Source organism: Neorhizobium fuzhouense (assembly GCF_042611105.1).
GTDB classification, from domain to species: Bacteria; Pseudomonadota; Alphaproteobacteria; order Rhizobiales; family Rhizobiaceae; genus Neorhizobium; species Neorhizobium galegae_A.
In genome coordinates this window covers 1-17473 of record NZ_JBHFFP010000001.1, presented here as the reverse complement: position 1 = coordinate 17473, position 17473 = coordinate 1, and the positions used below count along the sequence as shown (strand labels likewise).

Sequence of the window (17473 nt, the reverse complement as noted above, 5' to 3'; positions counted from 1 at the left end):
CCGGTCTCTCAGAGGAAACCGCGGCGCTGCCACCAGCCGGCCTTCTTCGGCTTCGACGGATCGCCATCGCCTTCGGGGGCGGCGGCGGATTTGATCACCGGTTCGGATGCGGTGATGGTGGAGGCGCGATTGGCGCGGGCAGGCTTGGACTCGCCATCGTCTGACGATGCAGTGTCGGCTGGCGTCTCTGCCTGCTGCTCGATGCCTTCGGCCGGGGCCGTTTCAACAGCGGAAGGTTCTGCGACAGGCGCGGCCTGTGCTTCAACGGCGGCCGGTGCTTCGACCGGTGCGGCTTCCGTCGTTTCCGAAGCGGCCGTTTCTGTCACGGCAACGTCTTCAGCGACGGCAACGTCCGCCGGGGCAGCCTCGGCGACCTTCGCCTTGCGGCTGCGGCGCGGCCGTGGGGCCTTTGCTTCCGGTGCTGCAACGTCCGCGTCGGCAACCGCTTCTTCAACGGAAGATGCTTCGGCGTCGACGACAACGGCGGCATCCGCCGCGGTGTCGAGAGAGGCAGATGCGTCATCGGCGTCGTCGCCGCTGTCTTCGCCACCCTCGTCACCGGTCGTGTCCTGACCCTCTGCAGAGAGGCCGTTTTCCTCGTCTTCGCTGCGATTGCGGCGACCACCGCGCTTGCCGCGACGACGGCGCTTGCGGCGCTGGCCTTCCTCGGTGTCGTTGAGGCTGGTTTCGCCTGCCTCGGCGCGTTCGGATGATGCATCGCCGGCATCGGCTGCATCGTCCTCGTCCGTCTCGTCCTCGTCACCCTCTGCATCGCCGCGGGCTGTCTGCGAAAGGTCGGCGCCATTGCGATCGCGGTTGCGACGACGGCGGCGGCGCTTGCGCTTGCGGCCGTTCTGGTCGTCATCGCCACGGGCTTCCTGGGACGTGGATGCAGAGGCCTGCGCTGCAGCAGGCGCTGCGGCAACAACCTCCTCTTCCTCGTCTTCGTCCACCTCCGGCACGTAGTCGTCATCCTCGTCCTCGACGGGCAAGGCGGCAAACTGCATGAGGCTTTCGATGCGGACCGGGTTTTCGACCGGCTCGCCGCGATCGATGGCGAAGTGGGCAGCGCCCACGCCGGCATCGGATTCGATGAAGATGGACACGCCGAAGCGGCGCTCATAATCCACCACGGAGCCGCGCTTCTGGTTCAACAGATAGAGCGCGATGTCGGGCGTGGTGCGCACGGTGATGTCGTGCGTGGTGTTCTTCAGAAGATACTCTTCAACGCCGCGCAGGACATGCAGGGCAACCGAAGATTGCGAGCGGACGTGGCCCGTTCCGCCGCAATGCGAGCAGATCTGCGTGGTCGATTCCAGCACGCTGGCGCGGATGCGCTGGCGCGACATTTCCAGAAGGCCGAAATGCGAGATGCGGCCGACCTGGATGCGGGCGCGGTCGTTCTTCAGGCAGTCCTTCAGGCGCTTCTCGACAGCGCGGTTGTTGCGCTTTTCTTCCATGTCGATGAAGTCGACCACGACGAGGCCGGCAAGGTCGCGCAGGCGCAGCTGGCGGGCAACCTCATCGGCGGCCTCGAGATTGGTCTGCAGCGCGGTTTCCTCGATCGAGTGCTCACGGGTCGAGCGACCCGAGTTGACGTCGATGGCGACCAGCGCTTCGGTCTGGTTGATGATCAGGTAGCCGCCCGACTTCAGCGTCACCTGCGGCTGCAGCATGCGGTCAAGCTGCGCCTCGATACCGGAGCGGGCAAAGATCGGATGCAGGTCGCGATAGGGCTGAACCACCTTGGCATGGCTCGGCATCAGCATCTTCATGAAGTCTTTCGCTTCACGATAGCCTTCTTCGCCCGAGACGACGATCTCGGAAATGTCCTTGTTGTAGAGGTCACGGATCGAACGCTTGATCAGCGAGCCTTCCTCATAGACGAGGCACGGCGCAATCGAATTCAGCGTCAGCGTGCGGACGTTTTCCCAAAGGCGCATCAGATATTCGAAGTCGCGCTTGATCTCGACGCGGGTGCGGTTGGCACCAGCGGTCCGCAGGATGACGCCCATGCCCTGCGGAACTTCCAGCTCGCGGGCAATTTCCTTCAGACGCTTGCGGTCGGTCGGCTGGGTGATCTTGCGCGAAATGCCGCCACCACGCGCCGTGTTCGGCATCAGGACCGAGTAGCGGCCGGCAAGCGACAGATAAGTGGTGAGGGCCGCGCCCTTGTTGCCGCGTTCTTCCTTGGCCACCTGCACGAGCAGGATCTGCCGGCGCTTGATGACTTCCTGGATGCGGTACTGCTTGCGGGGCTTGCGGTAGACGCGATCCGGAACCTCTTCCATCGCATCTTCGGCGCCGACCGATTCGATGACTTCCTTTTCCTGGTTGTCATCGTCGTCGTCATCATCGTCGTCGCGGCTGCGACGGTCGGAGACTTCTTCGGAAATGGCGTCGGTTTCCACCATGGCCGCCATGGTGTCCGGCGTGGTGTCGTCGTCCTGGCCAACGGCTGCGATCTGTTCGTCGGCTGCGTCGGCGGCAGCGCTGCCGGCTTCGGCCAGTTCCTCGGCCGCCGGCTTCTTGCGCGAACGGCTGCGGCGCGGCTTGGCCTTCGGCTTTTCTTCGGCAGACGGTTCGGAAACTTCGGAGACGGCTTCAACGGCGGCCTCGTCGGCAACCGCGGGCTCAGGCGTCTCGGAGCCGAGGGCGGCATCCACCTGGGCCACGATGCCAATACCGGGGCCGACGTCCGGCTGCTCTTCCTTCGAAAGGTCGACGACCGGATCGGCCACATCGAAATCCGGGTGGCGGCGCTGGTCTTCGGCTTCCGCCTGCATCAGGGCCTGACGATCGGCCAGCGGGATCTGGTAGTAATCGGGATGGATTTCCGCAAAGGCGAGAAAGCCGTGGCGGTTGCCGCCGTAATCAACGAACGCGGCTTGCAGTGACGGCTCGACGCGGGTCACTTTCGCCAGGTAGATGTTGCCGCGTATCTGCTTCTTGTGCTGCGACTCGAAGTCGAATTCCTCGATCCGGTTTCCCCGAACGACGACTACGCGCGTCTCCTCTTCGTGAGACGCATCGATAAGCATTTTGTCTGCCATGAAAGTTCTGCTCCTCGGCGCGGACGCGCAGAGGCAGAGGGGCGTGTCGCAGGGACAGGCCGATCATGCGTCGCGTACGGGGCGCCGGATAAGAATATTCCCGTCGGCCGTCTCGGCGAGGGGATCAACCGGACGCAGACCGGAGCCATGGGCTCCCTCCGCTGTTCCAGTTTATGCAATCCGTGCCGCGACATCAAAGACCAGACGAGAAAGACGATACAATAGACCCGACCAGGGGTCCGATGAATTTGCTCCCGATGAGCGTGGATGGCGAGCCATCCGGTACTGTCTCCGGCCACCGCCGGTTCGGATAGAGTTTCAGGCCAAATGTAGAGACGGCGGATGTCTGTCGGTCTTTGGCGCCAGAACTGACTTGCTGGCAGCCTATCAACATACTATCCCGTCGACACTTAAACCCTCATAAGCCTTGTATGTTTTCTCGATAACAATAGCAAGGGGAAAGCCGGTTCTGCCTTATTATGGATCAATTTGCGCGCCTTAAGCCAGAGGTCAAACGGGCGGTGGCGCCGCATGCTGTGCCTCTGACCCCCGGCCGTCGGGCCGGGATGGGCAGGAGCCGGGCCAATCGCGCCTTATGGTTGGGCTTCGGCCGGCCTTTCGCCAGGCATGGCAATGGCCTTGAAAAAGCCGGAAGGGAACGCTTCGGGCAGGCGTTCTTGACAGCAGGCGTTCAGAATTGCGGCGCATGGACAGGCGGATACGGGGAGCGGACGCGCGGATGAAACGGCTTTCGACGGCACTTCCAGTCGGGCAGGCGGGCCTCTTGGGCGCTTGGCACGGTTCCGCTCGCGGATCGCTTCGTTTCACCCGGCTGTCTGCGCTGCTTTTGGCGTTGCTCATGATGGTCGTCTGCGTCGCCCGCGCTCATGCCACGGAGACGGAGCCGGCGACAGGCGAGGGCGAAAAGCTTCTGGCCTTCAGCGCCCGCATTGCCGGCGACGACGCCCGCACGCGTGTGGTGATCGATTTTGACGGAAAGCCGGAATTCAGCGCGCATTACGTCGCCTCGCCCGAGCGCATCGTCATCGATCTTCCGGCCACCGCCTTCGGCTTTCCCGCCGCCGACCTTTCCGCGCGCGGCCTGTTCAAGGACATCCGCTACGGCACGATGGGGCAGGGCAGTGCACGTATCGTCCTGACCGGCATTCGCCCGGTGCGGCTCGTTCTGGCCGAAGTGCAGAAGAACGAGGGGCACGGCTACCGGCTGGTCCTGGATGCGGAGATGACAACGCCGAAGGCTTTTGCCGATCTGGTGGCGCAGCAGAAATGGGTGCAGCCGCAATCGGGATCCGCCATCGAGGGGCTCGGCGCCAGCGCCCGCGATCCGGCAACGGATGGCGTGTTCACCATTGCCGTCGATGCGGGCCATGGCGGCATCGATACCGGCGCGATGGGGGCGACGTCGAAGACGCCGGAGAAGGAGATCACGCTGGCCTTTGCCGAAACGCTGGCCGCCCGGCTCAACCAGGAAAAGGGCGTTAAGGCGTTTCTGACCCGCGACAGCGACACCTTCCTGTCGCTTTCGGAGCGCGTGACGCTGGCGCGCCAGGGCGGCGCCGACCTGTTCATCTCGCTGCATGCCGACACGCTCGGCCAGAAGAACATCCGCGGCGCCACCGTCTATACGCTCTCCGACACCGCCTCCGACCGGATGGCGGCAGCGCTTGCGGCGCGTGAAAACCTGTCCGACCAGCTCGCCGGCTATTCGATCGAAAGCGGGCCGCCGGAAATCGCCGATATCCTGCTTGATCTGGCGCGGCGGGAAACCCAGGCCTTTTCGATCTCGCTGGCGGAGCGGGTGGTGAAGTCCTTCGACGGCCAGATCGGTCTCATCAACAATCCGCATCGCCAGGCGGGTTTCCAAGTCTTGCGCGCCCCGGACATGCCGTCCATCCTTCTGGAACTCGGCTTCCTGTCCAACCCGGCCGATGAGGCGCTGCTGCTCGACCCGGCCTGGCGCCAGAAGGTGGCCGACCGGATGGCCGATGCGGTGGGACGCTACCGTGCCGAGACGGTGGCTGGCGGCGGCTGACAAAGGGCAGCGCATGCACCGTGCTTCCGCTGCTACAGCGAGCCATTAAATGGGCCTTTAAAACCGCCGCGTGTCGGTCACGATCTGTGAAAGGCGCGCGGGAGCCCTATTTTACTCACATTCGAAAGGTTACTCGGATCTTAACCGTCACGGATGATGGCCCGGTTTTCAAGGCTTCAGGCTTGCGCTTGTCCGGCCGCCCGTGCAAAACGCCTCGAAACATGAGATGGTGCTGTTGTGCGCCAGACGATATTAAAGCGGTAGCTGCTGATGATCAGATTGCTTGGATACTTGTTCGGACTGGCCTGCGCGGGGTTCCTCGTGGTGGCCGCCGTCGCTGCCGTTTATCTCGGCGGCGTATCCAGGGACTTGCCCAATTACGAGGTGCTTGCCTCCTACGAGCCGCCGGTGGCGACCCGCGTGCATGCCGGAAACGGCGCGCTGATGTCGGAATATGCCCGTGAGAAGCGCCTCTTCCTGCCGATCCAGGCCATTCCCGACCGGGTGAAGGCAGCCTTTCTGTCGGCGGAAGACAAGAATTTCTACAATCATCCGGGCGTCGACTTCTGGGGCCTGGCCCGCGCCGTCCTCAACAACGTGCAGAATATCGGGTCCGGCCGCCGTCCGGAGGGCGCCTCCACCATCACCCAGCAGGTGGCCAAGAACTTCCTTCTCTCGGCCGACCAGACCATCGACCGCAAGGTCAAGGAAGCGATTCTCTCCTTCCGCATCGAGCAGACCTATTCGAAGGACAAGATCCTCGAGCTTTATCTCAACGAAATCTTCTTCGGCCTCAACGCCTACGGCATTGCCGGTGCAGCGCTCACCTATTTCGACAAGTCGGTGACGGAGCTGACGATTGCCGAAACCGCCTATCTTGCCTCGCTGCCCAAGGGCCCGGCCAATTACCATCCGTTCCGGCATGAAAAGGCAGCGCTTGAGCGCCGCAACTGGGTCATCGATCGCATGGCCGAGAACGGCTACATTACGGTTGGCGATGCGACCGACGCCAAGGCCCAGCCGCTCGGCGTGAAACTGCGTCGCGGCGGCACCTCGCTGTTTGCCTCGGACTATTTCTCCGAGGAAGTCCGCCGCCAGATCATCGGTAAGTATGGCGAAAAGGCTCTGTACGAGGGGGGCCTTTCGGTGCGCACCTCGCTTGACCCGCAGATGCAGATCATGGCGCGCGCCGCGCTGCAGCACGGGCTGGTGGAATACGATCAGCGCCGCGGCTTCCATGGTCCCATTGCGACGATCGCCGTTACCGGCGACTGGGGCGTGGAACTTGCAAAGCTGCAGCCGCTGCGCGACGTGCCGGAATGGCAGCTGGCGGTTGTGACCGCGGTTTCGGCAAACGGCGTCGACATCGGCCTGCAGCCGGAAACCGTGGCCGGCAAGGTGGCCGACGAGCGCGTGCGTGGCCAGATCCCCGCCGACGAAATGAAGTGGGCCTATCGCGATTCCAAGGGCGAGCGCAAAACCGCCCGGTCGCCGGACGGCGTGCTGAAAGCCGGCGATGTGGTCTATGTGGAGCCGATTGAAGGCAAGACCGGCAGCTTCCGGCTGCGCCAGCCGCCCAAGGTGCAGGGCGGCATGGTGGTCATGGATCCGCATACGGGCCGTGTGCTTGCCATGGTCGGCGGCTTTTCCTACGCCCAGTCGGAATTCAACCGCGCGACGCAGGCCATGCGTCAGCCGGGTTCGTCGTTCAAGCCCTTCGTCTATTCGGCAGCGCTCGACAATGGCTATACGCCGGCCTCCGTCATTCTCGATGCGCCGATCGAAATGGTTTCGGGCGGCCAGGTGTGGCGTCCGGAAAACTATGGCGGCGACAGCGCCGGTCCCTCGACGCTGCGCACCGGCATCGAAAAATCCCGCAACCAGATGACCGTGCGCCTGGCGCAGGACATGGGCATGGATCTTGTCGCCGAATATGCCGAGCGCTTCGGCATCTACGACAAGATGCTGCCGGTGCTGGCGATGTCGCTGGGTTCCGGTGAAACCACCGTGCTGCGCATGGTCTCGGCCTATTCGGTCATTGCCAATGGCGGCAAGCAGATCAAGCCGACGCTCGTCGACCGCATCCAGGACCGCTACGGCAAGACCATCTTCCGGCATGAGGAGCGTGGCTGCGAGGGCTGCAATTTCAGCCAGTGGGCCAATCAGGACGAGCCGACGCTGGTGGACAACCGCGAACGCGTGCTTGATCCCATGACCGCCTACCAGATCACCTCGATGATGGAAGGGGTCGTGACCCGCGGTACCGCCGCCGGAAAGATCCCGGTCAAGGACCGTGACGTCGCCGGCAAGACCGGCACGACCAATGACGAGAAGGACGCCTGGTTCGTCGGCTTCACGCCGGATCTGGTGGCGGGCCTTTACGTCGGTTTCGACACGCCCGCACCGCTTGGCCGTGCCGGCACCGGCAGTGGCCTTGCCGCGCCGATTTTCGGCGATTTCCTCGCCCAGGCCGCCAAGGTGACGGCGCCGAGCAAGTTCATCGTGCCGGCCGGCATGCAGCTCATTCCGGTGAACCGCAAGACCGGCATGTTTGCCTATGAAGGCGAGCCGGACTCGATCATCGAAGCCTTCAAGCCCGGCACCGGCCCGGCCGATTCGCTTTCGGTCATCGGCATGGGCGACCAGCTGCCGCCGGAAGAGATCCTGAAGACGTCGCCGCAGGCCCAGCAGGCGGTGACATCCGGGGCAGGCGGGCTTTTCTGAGCCCCACCGGACACCCCCCGCGCCGGCCTCACGGGCTCGCGCGGGGTTTACTTCGCCCGCGCCTGCCACTATTGACGGCGCAATTTCCCCCGAAAGGACGAAGCATACACAGATGCGCAATGAAACCCTGAATATTGTCGACGAAATCAAGCAGGCCATAAGCCTGCTGAGGAGGCATCTTTGACTGGGATCAGGCGGTAAGACGACTGGACTGGTTGAACAACAAGGCAGAGGACCCGAGCCTCTGGAATGATGCGGGCGAAGCCCAGAAGCTGATGCGTGAGCGCCAGCAGCTGGACGATGCGATTGCCGGCGTCAAGGCGCTCGAACAGCGCCTGAAGGACAATGTCGAGCTGATCGAGCTTGGCGAGGAAGAAGGCGACGACGGCATCGTCGGCGAGGCCGAGGATGCGCTGAAGGCGCTACGGTCCGAAGCGGCGCGCCGGCAGGTGGAAGCCATGCTGTCGGGCGAAGCCGACGGCAACGACACCTATGTGGAAGTGCATTCGGGCGCCGGCGGCACCGAAAGCCAGGATTGGGCGAACATGCTGTTGCGCATGTACACCCGCTGGGCCGAGCGTTCGGGCTTCAAGGTGGAACTGCTCGAAGTGCATGACGGCGACGAGGCCGGCATCAAGTCCGCGACCATTCTGGTCAAGGGCCACAATGCCTATGGCTGGATGAAGACCGAATCGGGCGTGCATCGCCTGGTGCGCATCTCGCCCTATGACAGCAATGCGCGCCGCCACACCTCGTTCTCATCCATCTGGGTCTATCCGGTGGTCGACGATTCGATCAATATCGAGATCAACGAGAGCGATTGCCGCATCGATACGTTCCGCTCGTCGGGCGCCGGCGGCCAGCACGTCAACACCACCGATTCGGCCGTGCGCATCACGCATATTCCGACGGGCATTGTCGTGGCCTGCCAGCAGGAACGCTCGCAGCACAAGAACAAGGCCAAGGCTTGGGACATGCTGCGTGCGCGCATGTACGAAGCCGAGCTGAAGAAGCGCGAAGAGGCCGCAAACGCCGAAGCCGCATCGAAGACGGATATCGGCTGGGGCCACCAGATCCGCTCTTACGTGCTGCAGCCCTACCAGTTGGTCAAGGACCTGCGCACGGGTGTCGAAAGCACCGATCCGGACAGCGTGCTGAACGGCGAGCTGAACGATTTCATGGAGGCAGCCCTTGCCCACCGCATCAGCGGCGGCGCCGGCGCCGAAGTGGCCGATATCGACTGAGGGTCTTCGACCTGATCCATCAAGGTGGCGCGTCTCCTGAAAGGGCGACGCGCCATTTTTTCATGCGCGCCTTGCTCAGTCGGAAAACTGCTCGGCCAGGATGCGTTCCGACCAGGAATGGTCGGGGTCGGACAGGATGCGGGCCGTGCGCGCATTTGACTGGGCGATGCGCACATGCAGCACGTCCTTGACCTCGGTATTGTCGGCCACCGCATTGGTGGGCCGCTTTTCCGGCTCCAGCACATCGATTTCCACGCAGACCTTGTTGGGCAGAAGTGCACCGCGCCAGCGGCGCGGACGAAAGGCCGACACCGGCGTCATGGCCAGAAGCGGTGCTTCGAGCGGCAGGATCGGTCCGTGGGCGGAGAGGTTGTAGGCGGTGGATCCGGCGGGCGTGGCAATCATCAGCCCGTCGCAGATCAGTTCGGACAGACGCACATGGCCGTCGATGGTGACCCGGAGCTTCGCCGCCTGATAGGATTGGCGAAACAGGTAGACCTCGTTGATGGCAAGCGCCACCGAGCTTGTGCCGTCGGCATTCACTGTCGTCATCTGCAGCGGGTGAAAGTCGTTTTCCAGCGCGTTGTCGATGCGCTCCTGCAAAAGGTCGACGCGGTAATCGTTCATCAGGAAACCGACCGACCCGCAGTTCATGCCGTAGATCCGCTTGCCGCTGTTGATCGTCTGGTGAAGCGTCTGCAGCATGAAGCCATCGCCGCCAAGGGCAATGATGACATCGGCGTCCTCGACGCTGGCATTGCCGTAAAGCCCGGTCAGTTCCGACAGCGCAATCTGCGCTTCGGGCGCCGACGATGCCATGAAGCAAAGACGTTTGGAATTCGATGACATTGGCGCACCTCTTCTGGTGCACCTTGGTACAGGAAAAACGGCGGTGGAAACAAGTGCTTGGGCAGGGGAATGCAGGTGGTCGCCGGTGCGCGCCTGAAACGCGGTAGCGGAAGGGGCGTAAAAGGGTGAGGCGCCGGACTGGGAAGTGGAATGGTGCCCCCGACAAGGTTCGAACTCGTGACCCCCTGATTACAAATCAGGTGCTCTACCAACTGAGCTACAAGGGCATTCCGAGGTGCGAGTTACCATATTCTGCGTGTGTGTAAAGAGGAAAGTTCACCAGTCCGGCCCGGCAGCGGCGAAGGGGGCTGTGCCGGGACGATGTCGCAGACTGTGTCATATTAGGAAATACTGAGAAAAAGAGGCAGTTGAGGCTTTTCCTTCACTCTTGGTTAGAGACCTTGCCCTAGATTTGGAAAGCCGGGTGATGCGGTCTTGCGTCCCTTCCGAGATGAATGCGGACCCGGCCTGGAGAATGCTCTGCACGAGCCTGCCCTTTTACCGCGGGCCGGCGGGAGAGCGGAGCGCCGCCCAGATCATTCGCTTTTCAACAGTTTTCGCAAGCGCTTCTGCGGCCGGTGAGCGGTCGCTGCCCTGCGCCGATCTGCCCGCCTTGCGGCGGTACCGGTTCGCGAACGACACGAGAGGGACTGTCCGCCATGGCGTCATCCGACATATTCGAGATCATTGCCTTTCGGCTCGGGGAGCAAAACTTCTGCATTCGCACCACCAGCGTGCGCGAGATCCGCGGATGGGCGCCCTCCATGCCGATCCCCAATGCGCCCGGGCATGTTCTGGGCGTGATGAACCTGCGTGGCACCGTCATCCCGACCATCGATCTGGCCTATCGTCTCGGCATGTCGCCCGCCGAGCGCAGCGAACGCAGCGCTATCGTGGTGGTGGAGGCCGGAAGCGAGATCATCGGCCTGCTCGTCGATCACGTCACGGACATGCTGTCGGTTTCGCAAGACCAATTGCAGCCGGTGCCCGATGTCGTCTCCTCCTTCGACAGCCGCTTTTGCGACGGCATCATCACCCATGCAGACGGAATGATCTGCTTCATCAATGTCCAGCGCCTGTTTGGCGTCGACGGCCTGTCGGACGCTGCCTGACGCTGCTGCCGCCAGGATGGCGGTTGTCCTGACCCTGTTCCCCGAACCATCGACCCGAGCGAGTGACTCATGCGTATCCTTGCACATCTTGCCGTTCTCCTTGCCGCCCTGTCCGTGTCCGCCCCTGCCGCCTGGTCGCTCGACAAGCCGACCGGGCCGGTCATCCTCACCGTGAAGGGGAAACTTGCCACGCCCAATGTCGGCGAAACGGCCCAGTTCGATCTTGCCATGCTGGAAAAGCTTGCCGGGCGCACCGGCAAGATGAAGACACCGTGGACAGAAGGCGAAACGGAGTTTTCCGGACCTCTGGTGCGCTCGGTGCTGACGGCTGCCGGCGCACAGGGCAATACCTTGCTGGTGCGCGCCATCAATGACTATTTCGCCACCGTTCCGGCCGAGGACGCGCTGAAGCATGAGACGATTCTCGCCACCCGCGCCAATGGCAAGCTGATGTCGGTGCGCGACAAGGGGCCGCTCTTCCTCATCTATCCCTTCGATCTGGAGCCGGGCCTCTACAACGAAGCCTATTTCTCCCGCTCCGTCTGGCAGATCAAGGAGATCGAGGTAAAACCCTGATGGCTCACACCCTTTTCAGCGGTGACGTGATCCGCAAGGCGAGCCGGATCACGGCGATACTGCAGATATTCGCAGTCGTCCTGCTGGCGATCCTCGTCTCGGTCTATGTGGATATTTCCACCCGCCAGCGCGACATGCGCGATGCGGTGCGGGAAAACGCCATGTGGTCCGTCTACCAGCTGAATCGGGAAAGCGGCGAACTCGTTCACGACCTGCAGCTGATGCTGTCCAGCGGAAATCTGGGCGAGGATCGGCTGCAGGGACTGTCCTTGCGCTATGACGTTGTGTTTTCCCGCATGGACATGCTGAAGAAGGCGCAGTTCGAGAAGAATTTCGCCATCGATGTCCAGGTGGGCAAGCACCTCAACCAGATCCAGAAGATCATATTTGAAAGCCAGCCGGTCTTCGATGCCATCGCAGCCGGCCAGCCGGTGTCGCTGGAGGAACTGCAGGGTCTCAGCGGCCAGTGGTCGCGGCTTGTCGATTCCACCAGCGAACTTCTCGTCTATACCAATACATTCGTCTCGAGCGAACGCGCGAAAGCCCGCATCGAGCTGGAGGGCCTGCAGCGCAAGTCGATCGTGCTGATCGGCCTGCTGGTGCTGTCGGTCGCCTTCCTCATTCTGACGCTGCAACGCCAGTTGCGCAGTGTCCAGGCCGCCGGCGTCAGTCTTGAGGCCATGGCCGAGCAACTCAGCGTTTCCTACCAGGCGGCCGAGGCCGGCAACCGGGCAAAATCGCAGTTCATGGCCACCATGGGGCACGAGATCCGGACCCCGCTCAACGCCATCCTCGGCATGGTGGAGCTCCTGGAACTCGGCCGGCTTTCGGCAGAAACGTCCGCCCATATCCGCACCATCCGCCGTTCCGGCGAGGCACTGCTCGACATCATCAACGAGATCCTCGACTACGCCAAGATCGAGCACGGAAAGCTGGAACTCGAACGACGCCCGGTCGATCTGCAGGCGCTCGCCGAAACTTGCACCGACATGATGCGCGGCCGTGCGGCGGAAGCGGGAAACACCGTGACGCTGGAAATTGCCGGAGAGTGGCATGCCCGCACGGTGCTGTCCGATCCGACGCGGCTGCGCCAGGTCATTCTCAACTTCATCAGCAACGGGGTGAAATTCACCCAGGGCGGCCGGGTGACCCTGCGCCTGTCCCAGACACGGCGCAAGGGCGGGCTCTGGCTGCGCGTCGAGGTGCAGGACACGGGCATCGGCATCGACGAGGAGGGCAAGGCAAAACTCTTCCAGCCCTTCTCGCAGGTCGATGCTAGCATCAGTCGCCGCTATGGCGGAACCGGGCTTGGCCTCATCATCTGCAAGGAGATCATCGACCGCTTCGGTGGTTCGGTCGGCGTCGACAGCACGGTGGGCGAGGGCAGTACGTTCTGGTTCGACATGCCGATCGAGGCCACCGAGGCCGTCACCTCACAGCAGGGCGAAAAGGGCAATGCACCGCTTGCGGCGCTGAGGCGCCTCAGAATCCTCGTGGCGGAAGACAACAAGGTCAACCAGCAGGTGATTCTGGGTTACCTCGATCATCTCGGCCAGGACGCGACGCTTGCGGAAAATGGCGCGCTGGCCGTGGAAAGGGCCGCGGCCGAACCTTTCGACCTCATCCTCATGGACATGCAGATGCCTGTGATGGACGGCATCGAGGCGACGCGACAGGTGCGCGCCGGCGGTGGACCATGCCGCGATGTGCCGGTGGTGGCGCTTACCGCCAATGCCTCGGAAGAAGACCGTCGCCTGTGCCTGGAGGCCGGCATGACCGGCTTTCAGGCAAAGCCGATCGGCATCGCCGTTCTGCACCGGCTGATCCGCGAGGTGGAGCGTGAACTGGGCGAGGATGCGGGAATTGTGTCCGCTGCGCCGCCTGCCGCGGTATCAAGACCGCAGGTCGCTGCGCCGCCCGCCGCGCCCGTGGTGTCCGCTGCGCCGGTAACCACGCCTTCTGTCACAGCCACCGTCTCGGCGCGCCGGCAGGAGATCGCCGAGATCCTCGGCGAGGACGGGTTCCAGGAACTGCTGGATGCGTTCTTCGAGGATGCCGTGGACATTCTGGCGGGTCTTCAGGCGATGCTTGCAAGCGGCGAGCGGCACAAGCTCGATCCGCTGCTGCACAATCTGAAGGGCTCCGCCTCCAATATCGGGCTGATGGACATTTCCGACCTGTCGCAGGCGCTGCGCCACTCGGATCCGTCGCCTGCCGATATCGACTTGCTGGCGCAGATGGTGAACGCCGCGCGCCAGTCCCTTGCCGCCCAAGACCAGACCGTTGCTGCTTAAGGACAGAGAGACGATGAAAATTCTCGTGGTCGACGACAACAAAACAAACCTCATCCTTCTGAAGAAGCTCGCCAGCACAGTGTCCGGCTGCACGGCCATCGCCTTTTCAGGCCCGGAAGAGGCGCTCGGCGCCATGCCGGATCTCGATTTCGACATCGGCGTCATCGATTTCCAGATGCCGGTCTATAACGGCGTCGATCTGCTTGTCGAAATCCGCCGCTTCGAAAAATACCGCGACAAGCCCTTCGTCGTGGTGACCGCCGATGGCGATACGGAAACCCGCATGACGGCGATCAATGCCGGCGCGATCGATTTCCTGACCAAGCCGATCAATCCAGCGGAATTCCAGGCGCGCATCCGCAATCTGGTGGCGCTTGTTCAGGCGCGCAACCAGCTGGCGGAGAAGGCGATCTGGATCAAGACCGAGGTGGAAAAGGCGGTGGACGAACTGCGCGAGCGCGAGCAGGAAATCATCTATCGCCTGACGCTTGCCGCCACCTACAAGGATACCGATTCGGCCCTGCATACGCTGCGCGTCGGCGCCTATGCGGAGGCGATCGCCAAGGCCTATGGCCTGCCTGCCGCCATCTGCAGCGATATCCGCATTGCCGCCCCGATGCATGATATCGGCAAGGTCGGCATTCCCGATGCCATGCTGCTGAAGCGCGGCACCTATGTCGATCCGGAAGTGACCTATCTGAAAAGCAACAGCGCCATCGGCGGACATATCCTCGGCCAGTCACGCATCAGCCTGCTGCAGCTGGCCGCCGATATCGCCAGCGCCCATCATGAGCGCTATGACGGCCAGGGCTATCCGGAGCGGCTGGCCGGAGACGAGATCCCGCTTGCCGGGCGCATCGTCGCGATCGCCGACAGTTTTGATGCGCTGACCATTGCGCGACCCTACAAGGCAGCCTGGACGCTGGAGCGCGCCGTCCAGCACATCCAGGAGCGCGCCGGATCGCAATATGATCCGCTCTGCGTGGCCGCCTTCATCAAGAGCCTGCCGGCAATCCGCCAGATCATGGCCGTCCACCCGGATCAAGCGTCCGAGGATCTGGCGGAGGCAGGCTAGCCGGCCAAGCCGGCCCACGGTCAAACCGTTGCGGGAACCATTGCCGGGATCACGCGTTGCGCGTACAAATAAGGCAAAACGAGGGGGCCATGGCGTTTCGAATTCTGGTCGTAGAGGACCAGCTGCTGATTGCGCTTCACATTGAGGAAGCGGTCCTTGCACTCGGCCACGAGGTGGCCGGGATTGCGGCCAATCGCGCCGATGCGCTGCGCTACTCCGATGCCTGCGATATCGCCTTTGTCGACGTGCAGCTGCAGGATGGCCCGACCGGCCCCGACATCGGTCGGAGCCTCGCCGCCAAGGGCGCGACCGTCGTGTTCATGACGGCCAACCCGGAAGCGCTTTCGGGCGGCGTGCCCGGCGCGCTCGGCGTCATTTCCAAACCCCTGTTCGATCTGGAGCTGATCGGCTCCATCCAGTATGCCGCAGAGGTGCGCGCCGGAAACGACGCGCTGCCGCCGGAGCGGATGCGTCGTTTTTCGGCGTGATGGACAGTCGAGCGCGCGACTGCGCCGATCAATCCGTGGGTTGGGCAAGATGCCGGCGTGATGCATAGAGCGCAATCGCGGCGGCATTGGAGACATTGAGCGACTTGATGGCGCCGGGCATGTCGAGACGCGCAAGCGCTGTGCAGGTCTCGCGGGTCTTCTGGCGAAGTCCCTTGCCTTCGGAACCCAGCACCAGCGCCACCTTCGATCCGGCAAAGGTGCCCTCGAGCGGCTGCGGTCCTTCCGAATCGAGACCAATGGTCTGGAAGCCGAGCCGATGCAGTTCGCCGAGCGCATCGGCAAGATTCGTCACCTGGATATAGGGGATCATTTCAAGAGCGCCGGAGGCGGATTTTGCCAGCACGCCGGATTCAGTCGGGCTGTGGCGCTGCGTGGTGATGATGGCGCCTGCCTCGAAGGCGACAGCCGAGCGCATGATGGCGCCGACATTGTGCGGATCGGTCACCTGATCGAGCACGAGCAGCAGCGGGCTCTCCTTCAGCGCCTCCAGCCGGCGCATCGGAAGCGGCCGGGTTTCCAGCATGACGCCCTGGTGAATGGCATCAGGACCCAGAACCTTGTCCAGATCCTGCGGCGACACGAACTCGACGGGGTAGGGCAGGCTTTCGGGCTGCCCGATATCGAGGCGCGCAAAGGCGTTCTGGGTGACCGACAGCTTGATCAGCTTGCGCGCGCGGTTGTCGAGGGCGGCACGCACGGTGTGAAGGCCGTAGAGATAGACGACGTCGGGCGCCAGTTGCGGCGGCGTCCAGTCTTCCTTGCGGCGACTGCGGCGGTCCTGCTGCGGGGTCGGGATTTCGCCACGCTCACGCTTGGCGTCGCGCACCTGTCGGCGTAGCGTCGCGTAATGGGTGTCGCGGGCGGATTTGTCGGGGCGATCTTCCTTGCTCATGGCCGCCTTATACAGATGCGCCGCCATCCGGCATAGTCCCGGCCTCTGTCCACAGGCCGCCGGAGAGATTTAAATTTTCTGTCATTTTTCGTTTCCAGTCGTGTTGACAGAGGCGAACGGGGCAGTCATATACGCCGCCGTGACTGAGGCAAACGACTTCGCCGCAGACACAGACGAGCTTGGTCTTCGGTCCAGACAGAATACTGGAGGGATGCCCGAGTGGTTAAAGGGGACGGACTGTAAATCCGTTGGCTCAGCCTACGTTGGTTCAAATCCAACTCCCTCCACCATTCTGATCTTCGACCGACAAGCCACCCCGCGGGTATAGCTCAATGGTAGAGCAGCAGCCTTCCAAGCTGAATACGCGGGTTCGATTCCCGCTACCCGCTCCAAGTTCCCCAGGCACCACAGACCCACTCTGACGATGCGCCGGAAGCGCCGGGCCTTGTAGACGGCGACACCGTAATTATATCTTGCGCATCGAACGGGAAAGCCGTACACGGCGACACCAAATCCGCACGCGCGGGTCCATCATTCTTTTTGATCACAGGAAGCATCAATGGCAAAGAGCAAGTTTGAGCGCAACAAGCCGCATGTGAACATCGGCACGATTGGCCACGTTGACCACGGCAAGACGTCTCTGACGGCAGCGATCACGAAGTATTTCGGCGAGTTCAAGGCGTACGACCAGATCGACGCTGCTCCGGAAGAAAAGGCGCGCGGCATCACCATCTCGACGGCGCACGTCGAGTATGAGACGGCCAACCGTCACTATGCGCACGTTGACTGCCCCGGCCACGCCGACTACGTCAAGAACATGATCACCGGTGCTGCCCAGATGGACGGCGCGATCCTGGTTTGCTCCGCCGCCGACGGCCCGATGCCGCAGACCCGCGAGCACATCCTGCTCGCCCGTCAGGTTGGCGTTCCGGCCATCGTCGTATTCCTCAACAAGGTCGATCAGGTTGACGACGCCGAACTTCTCGAGCTCGTCGAGCTGGAAGTTCGCGAACTTCTGTCGTCCTACGACTTCCCGGGCGACGATATCCCGATCGTCAAGGGTTCGGCTCTGGCTGCTCTTGAAGATTCGGA

General features: G+C 62.9%; 12 protein-coding genes and 3 tRNA genes. 11 read left to right on the top strand and 4 right to left on the bottom strand.

The genetic code is table 11. The features are described from left to right. Positions 1 to 8: 8 nt before the first annotated feature. Positions 9 to 3053, bottom strand: a complete 3045-nt coding sequence (locus ACEXP3_RS00075; RefSeq protein WP_377295459.1) for an Rne/Rng family ribonuclease — start codon at positions 3051 to 3053, stop codon at positions 9 to 11. Positions 3054 to 3912: 859 nt separating this feature from the next. Here ACEXP3_RS00075 and ACEXP3_RS00070 point away from each other — a divergent pair. The 3 genes from ACEXP3_RS00070 to prfB all read left to right on the top strand — a co-directional run bounded on the left by ACEXP3_RS00070 (position 3913) and on the right by prfB (position 9074). Beyond that, positions 3913 to 5106: an N-acetylmuramoyl-L-alanine amidase gene (locus ACEXP3_RS00070; RefSeq protein ID WP_377296043.1), complete on the top strand. Its 1194-nt coding sequence runs from the start codon at positions 3913 to 3915 to the stop codon at positions 5104 to 5106. Positions 5107 to 5376: 270 nt separating this feature from the next. After that, positions 5377 to 7830: a penicillin-binding protein 1A gene (locus tag ACEXP3_RS00065; protein WP_377295458.1), complete on the top strand. Its 2454-nt coding sequence runs from the start codon at positions 5377 to 5379 to the stop codon at positions 7828 to 7830. Positions 7831 to 7942: 112 nt separating this feature from the next. After that, a protein-coding gene (prfB, locus tag ACEXP3_RS00060) for a peptide chain release factor 2 (RefSeq protein ID WP_377295457.1) occupies positions 7943 to 9074 on the top strand; the annotation gives its coding sequence in 2 pieces (ribosomal slippage) (positions 7943 to 8011 and positions 8013 to 9074; 1131 coding nt in all). A 75-nt stretch (positions 9075 to 9149) separates the two neighbouring features. On the opposite strand, the gene ACEXP3_RS00055 is transcribed toward prfB, so the two are convergent. Both ACEXP3_RS00055 and ACEXP3_RS00050 read right to left on the bottom strand, forming a co-directional pair. Continuing rightward, the gene (locus ACEXP3_RS00055) at positions 9150 to 9923 is read right to left on the bottom strand and encodes an NAD kinase (protein ID WP_210102791.1); all 774 of its coding nucleotides are present in this window, start codon (positions 9921 to 9923) and stop codon (positions 9150 to 9152) included. Between the two features lie 151 nt (positions 9924 to 10074). Next, a tRNA-Thr gene (locus ACEXP3_RS00050) sits at positions 10075 to 10150 on the bottom strand. 432 nt (positions 10151 to 10582) lie between these two features. On the opposite strand from ACEXP3_RS00050, the gene ACEXP3_RS00045 reads away from it, so the two are divergent. From ACEXP3_RS00045 to ACEXP3_RS00025, 5 genes are all read left to right on the top strand, one after another. Then, entirely contained in the window at positions 10583 to 11035 is a 453-nt protein-coding gene (locus tag ACEXP3_RS00045) for a chemotaxis protein CheW (RefSeq protein WP_210102790.1), read from the top strand. A gap of 69 nt (positions 11036 to 11104) precedes the next feature. Continuing rightward, complete coding sequence (locus ACEXP3_RS00040) at positions 11105 to 11611, top strand: putative pterin-binding protein (protein ID WP_210102789.1); 507 nt, start codon at positions 11105 to 11107, stop codon at positions 11609 to 11611. Continuing rightward, the gene (locus ACEXP3_RS00035; protein WP_377295456.1) at positions 11611 to 13905 is read left to right on the top strand and encodes an ATP-binding protein; all 2295 of its coding nucleotides are present in this window, start codon (positions 11611 to 11613) and stop codon (positions 13903 to 13905) included. The genes ACEXP3_RS00040 and ACEXP3_RS00035 overlap by 1 nt, the downstream gene beginning before the upstream one ends. Before the next feature lie 13 nt (positions 13906 to 13918). Beyond that, the gene (locus ACEXP3_RS00030; protein WP_210102787.1) at positions 13919 to 14980 is read left to right on the top strand and encodes an HD-GYP domain-containing protein; all 1062 of its coding nucleotides are present in this window, start codon (positions 13919 to 13921) and stop codon (positions 14978 to 14980) included. A gap of 56 nt (positions 14981 to 15036) precedes the next feature. Then, positions 15037 to 15468, top strand: coding sequence for a response regulator (locus tag ACEXP3_RS00025; protein WP_281067707.1), 432 nt, complete (start codon positions 15037 to 15039; stop codon positions 15466 to 15468). A 28-nt stretch (positions 15469 to 15496) separates the two neighbouring features. On the opposite strand, the gene rlmB is transcribed toward ACEXP3_RS00025, so the two are convergent. Beyond that, positions 15497 to 16381 carry a 23S rRNA (guanosine(2251)-2'-O)-methyltransferase RlmB gene (rlmB, locus tag ACEXP3_RS00020; protein WP_210102785.1) on the bottom strand — a complete coding sequence of 295 codons (885 nt, stop codon included), beginning with the start codon at positions 16379 to 16381 and terminating at the stop codon, positions 15497 to 15499. 205 nt (positions 16382 to 16586) lie between these two features. On the opposite strand from rlmB, the gene ACEXP3_RS00015 reads away from it, so the two are divergent. The 3 genes from ACEXP3_RS00015 to ACEXP3_RS00005 all read left to right on the top strand — a co-directional run. Continuing rightward, positions 16587 to 16671 (top strand) — tRNA-Tyr (locus ACEXP3_RS00015). A 28-nt stretch (positions 16672 to 16699) separates the two neighbouring features. After that, positions 16700 to 16773, top strand: a tRNA-Gly gene (locus ACEXP3_RS00010). Between the two features lie 167 nt (positions 16774 to 16940). Beyond that, positions 16941 to 17473: GTP-binding protein (locus tag ACEXP3_RS00005; protein ID WP_377295455.1), on the top strand; the 533-nt coding region annotated here is incomplete at its 3' end.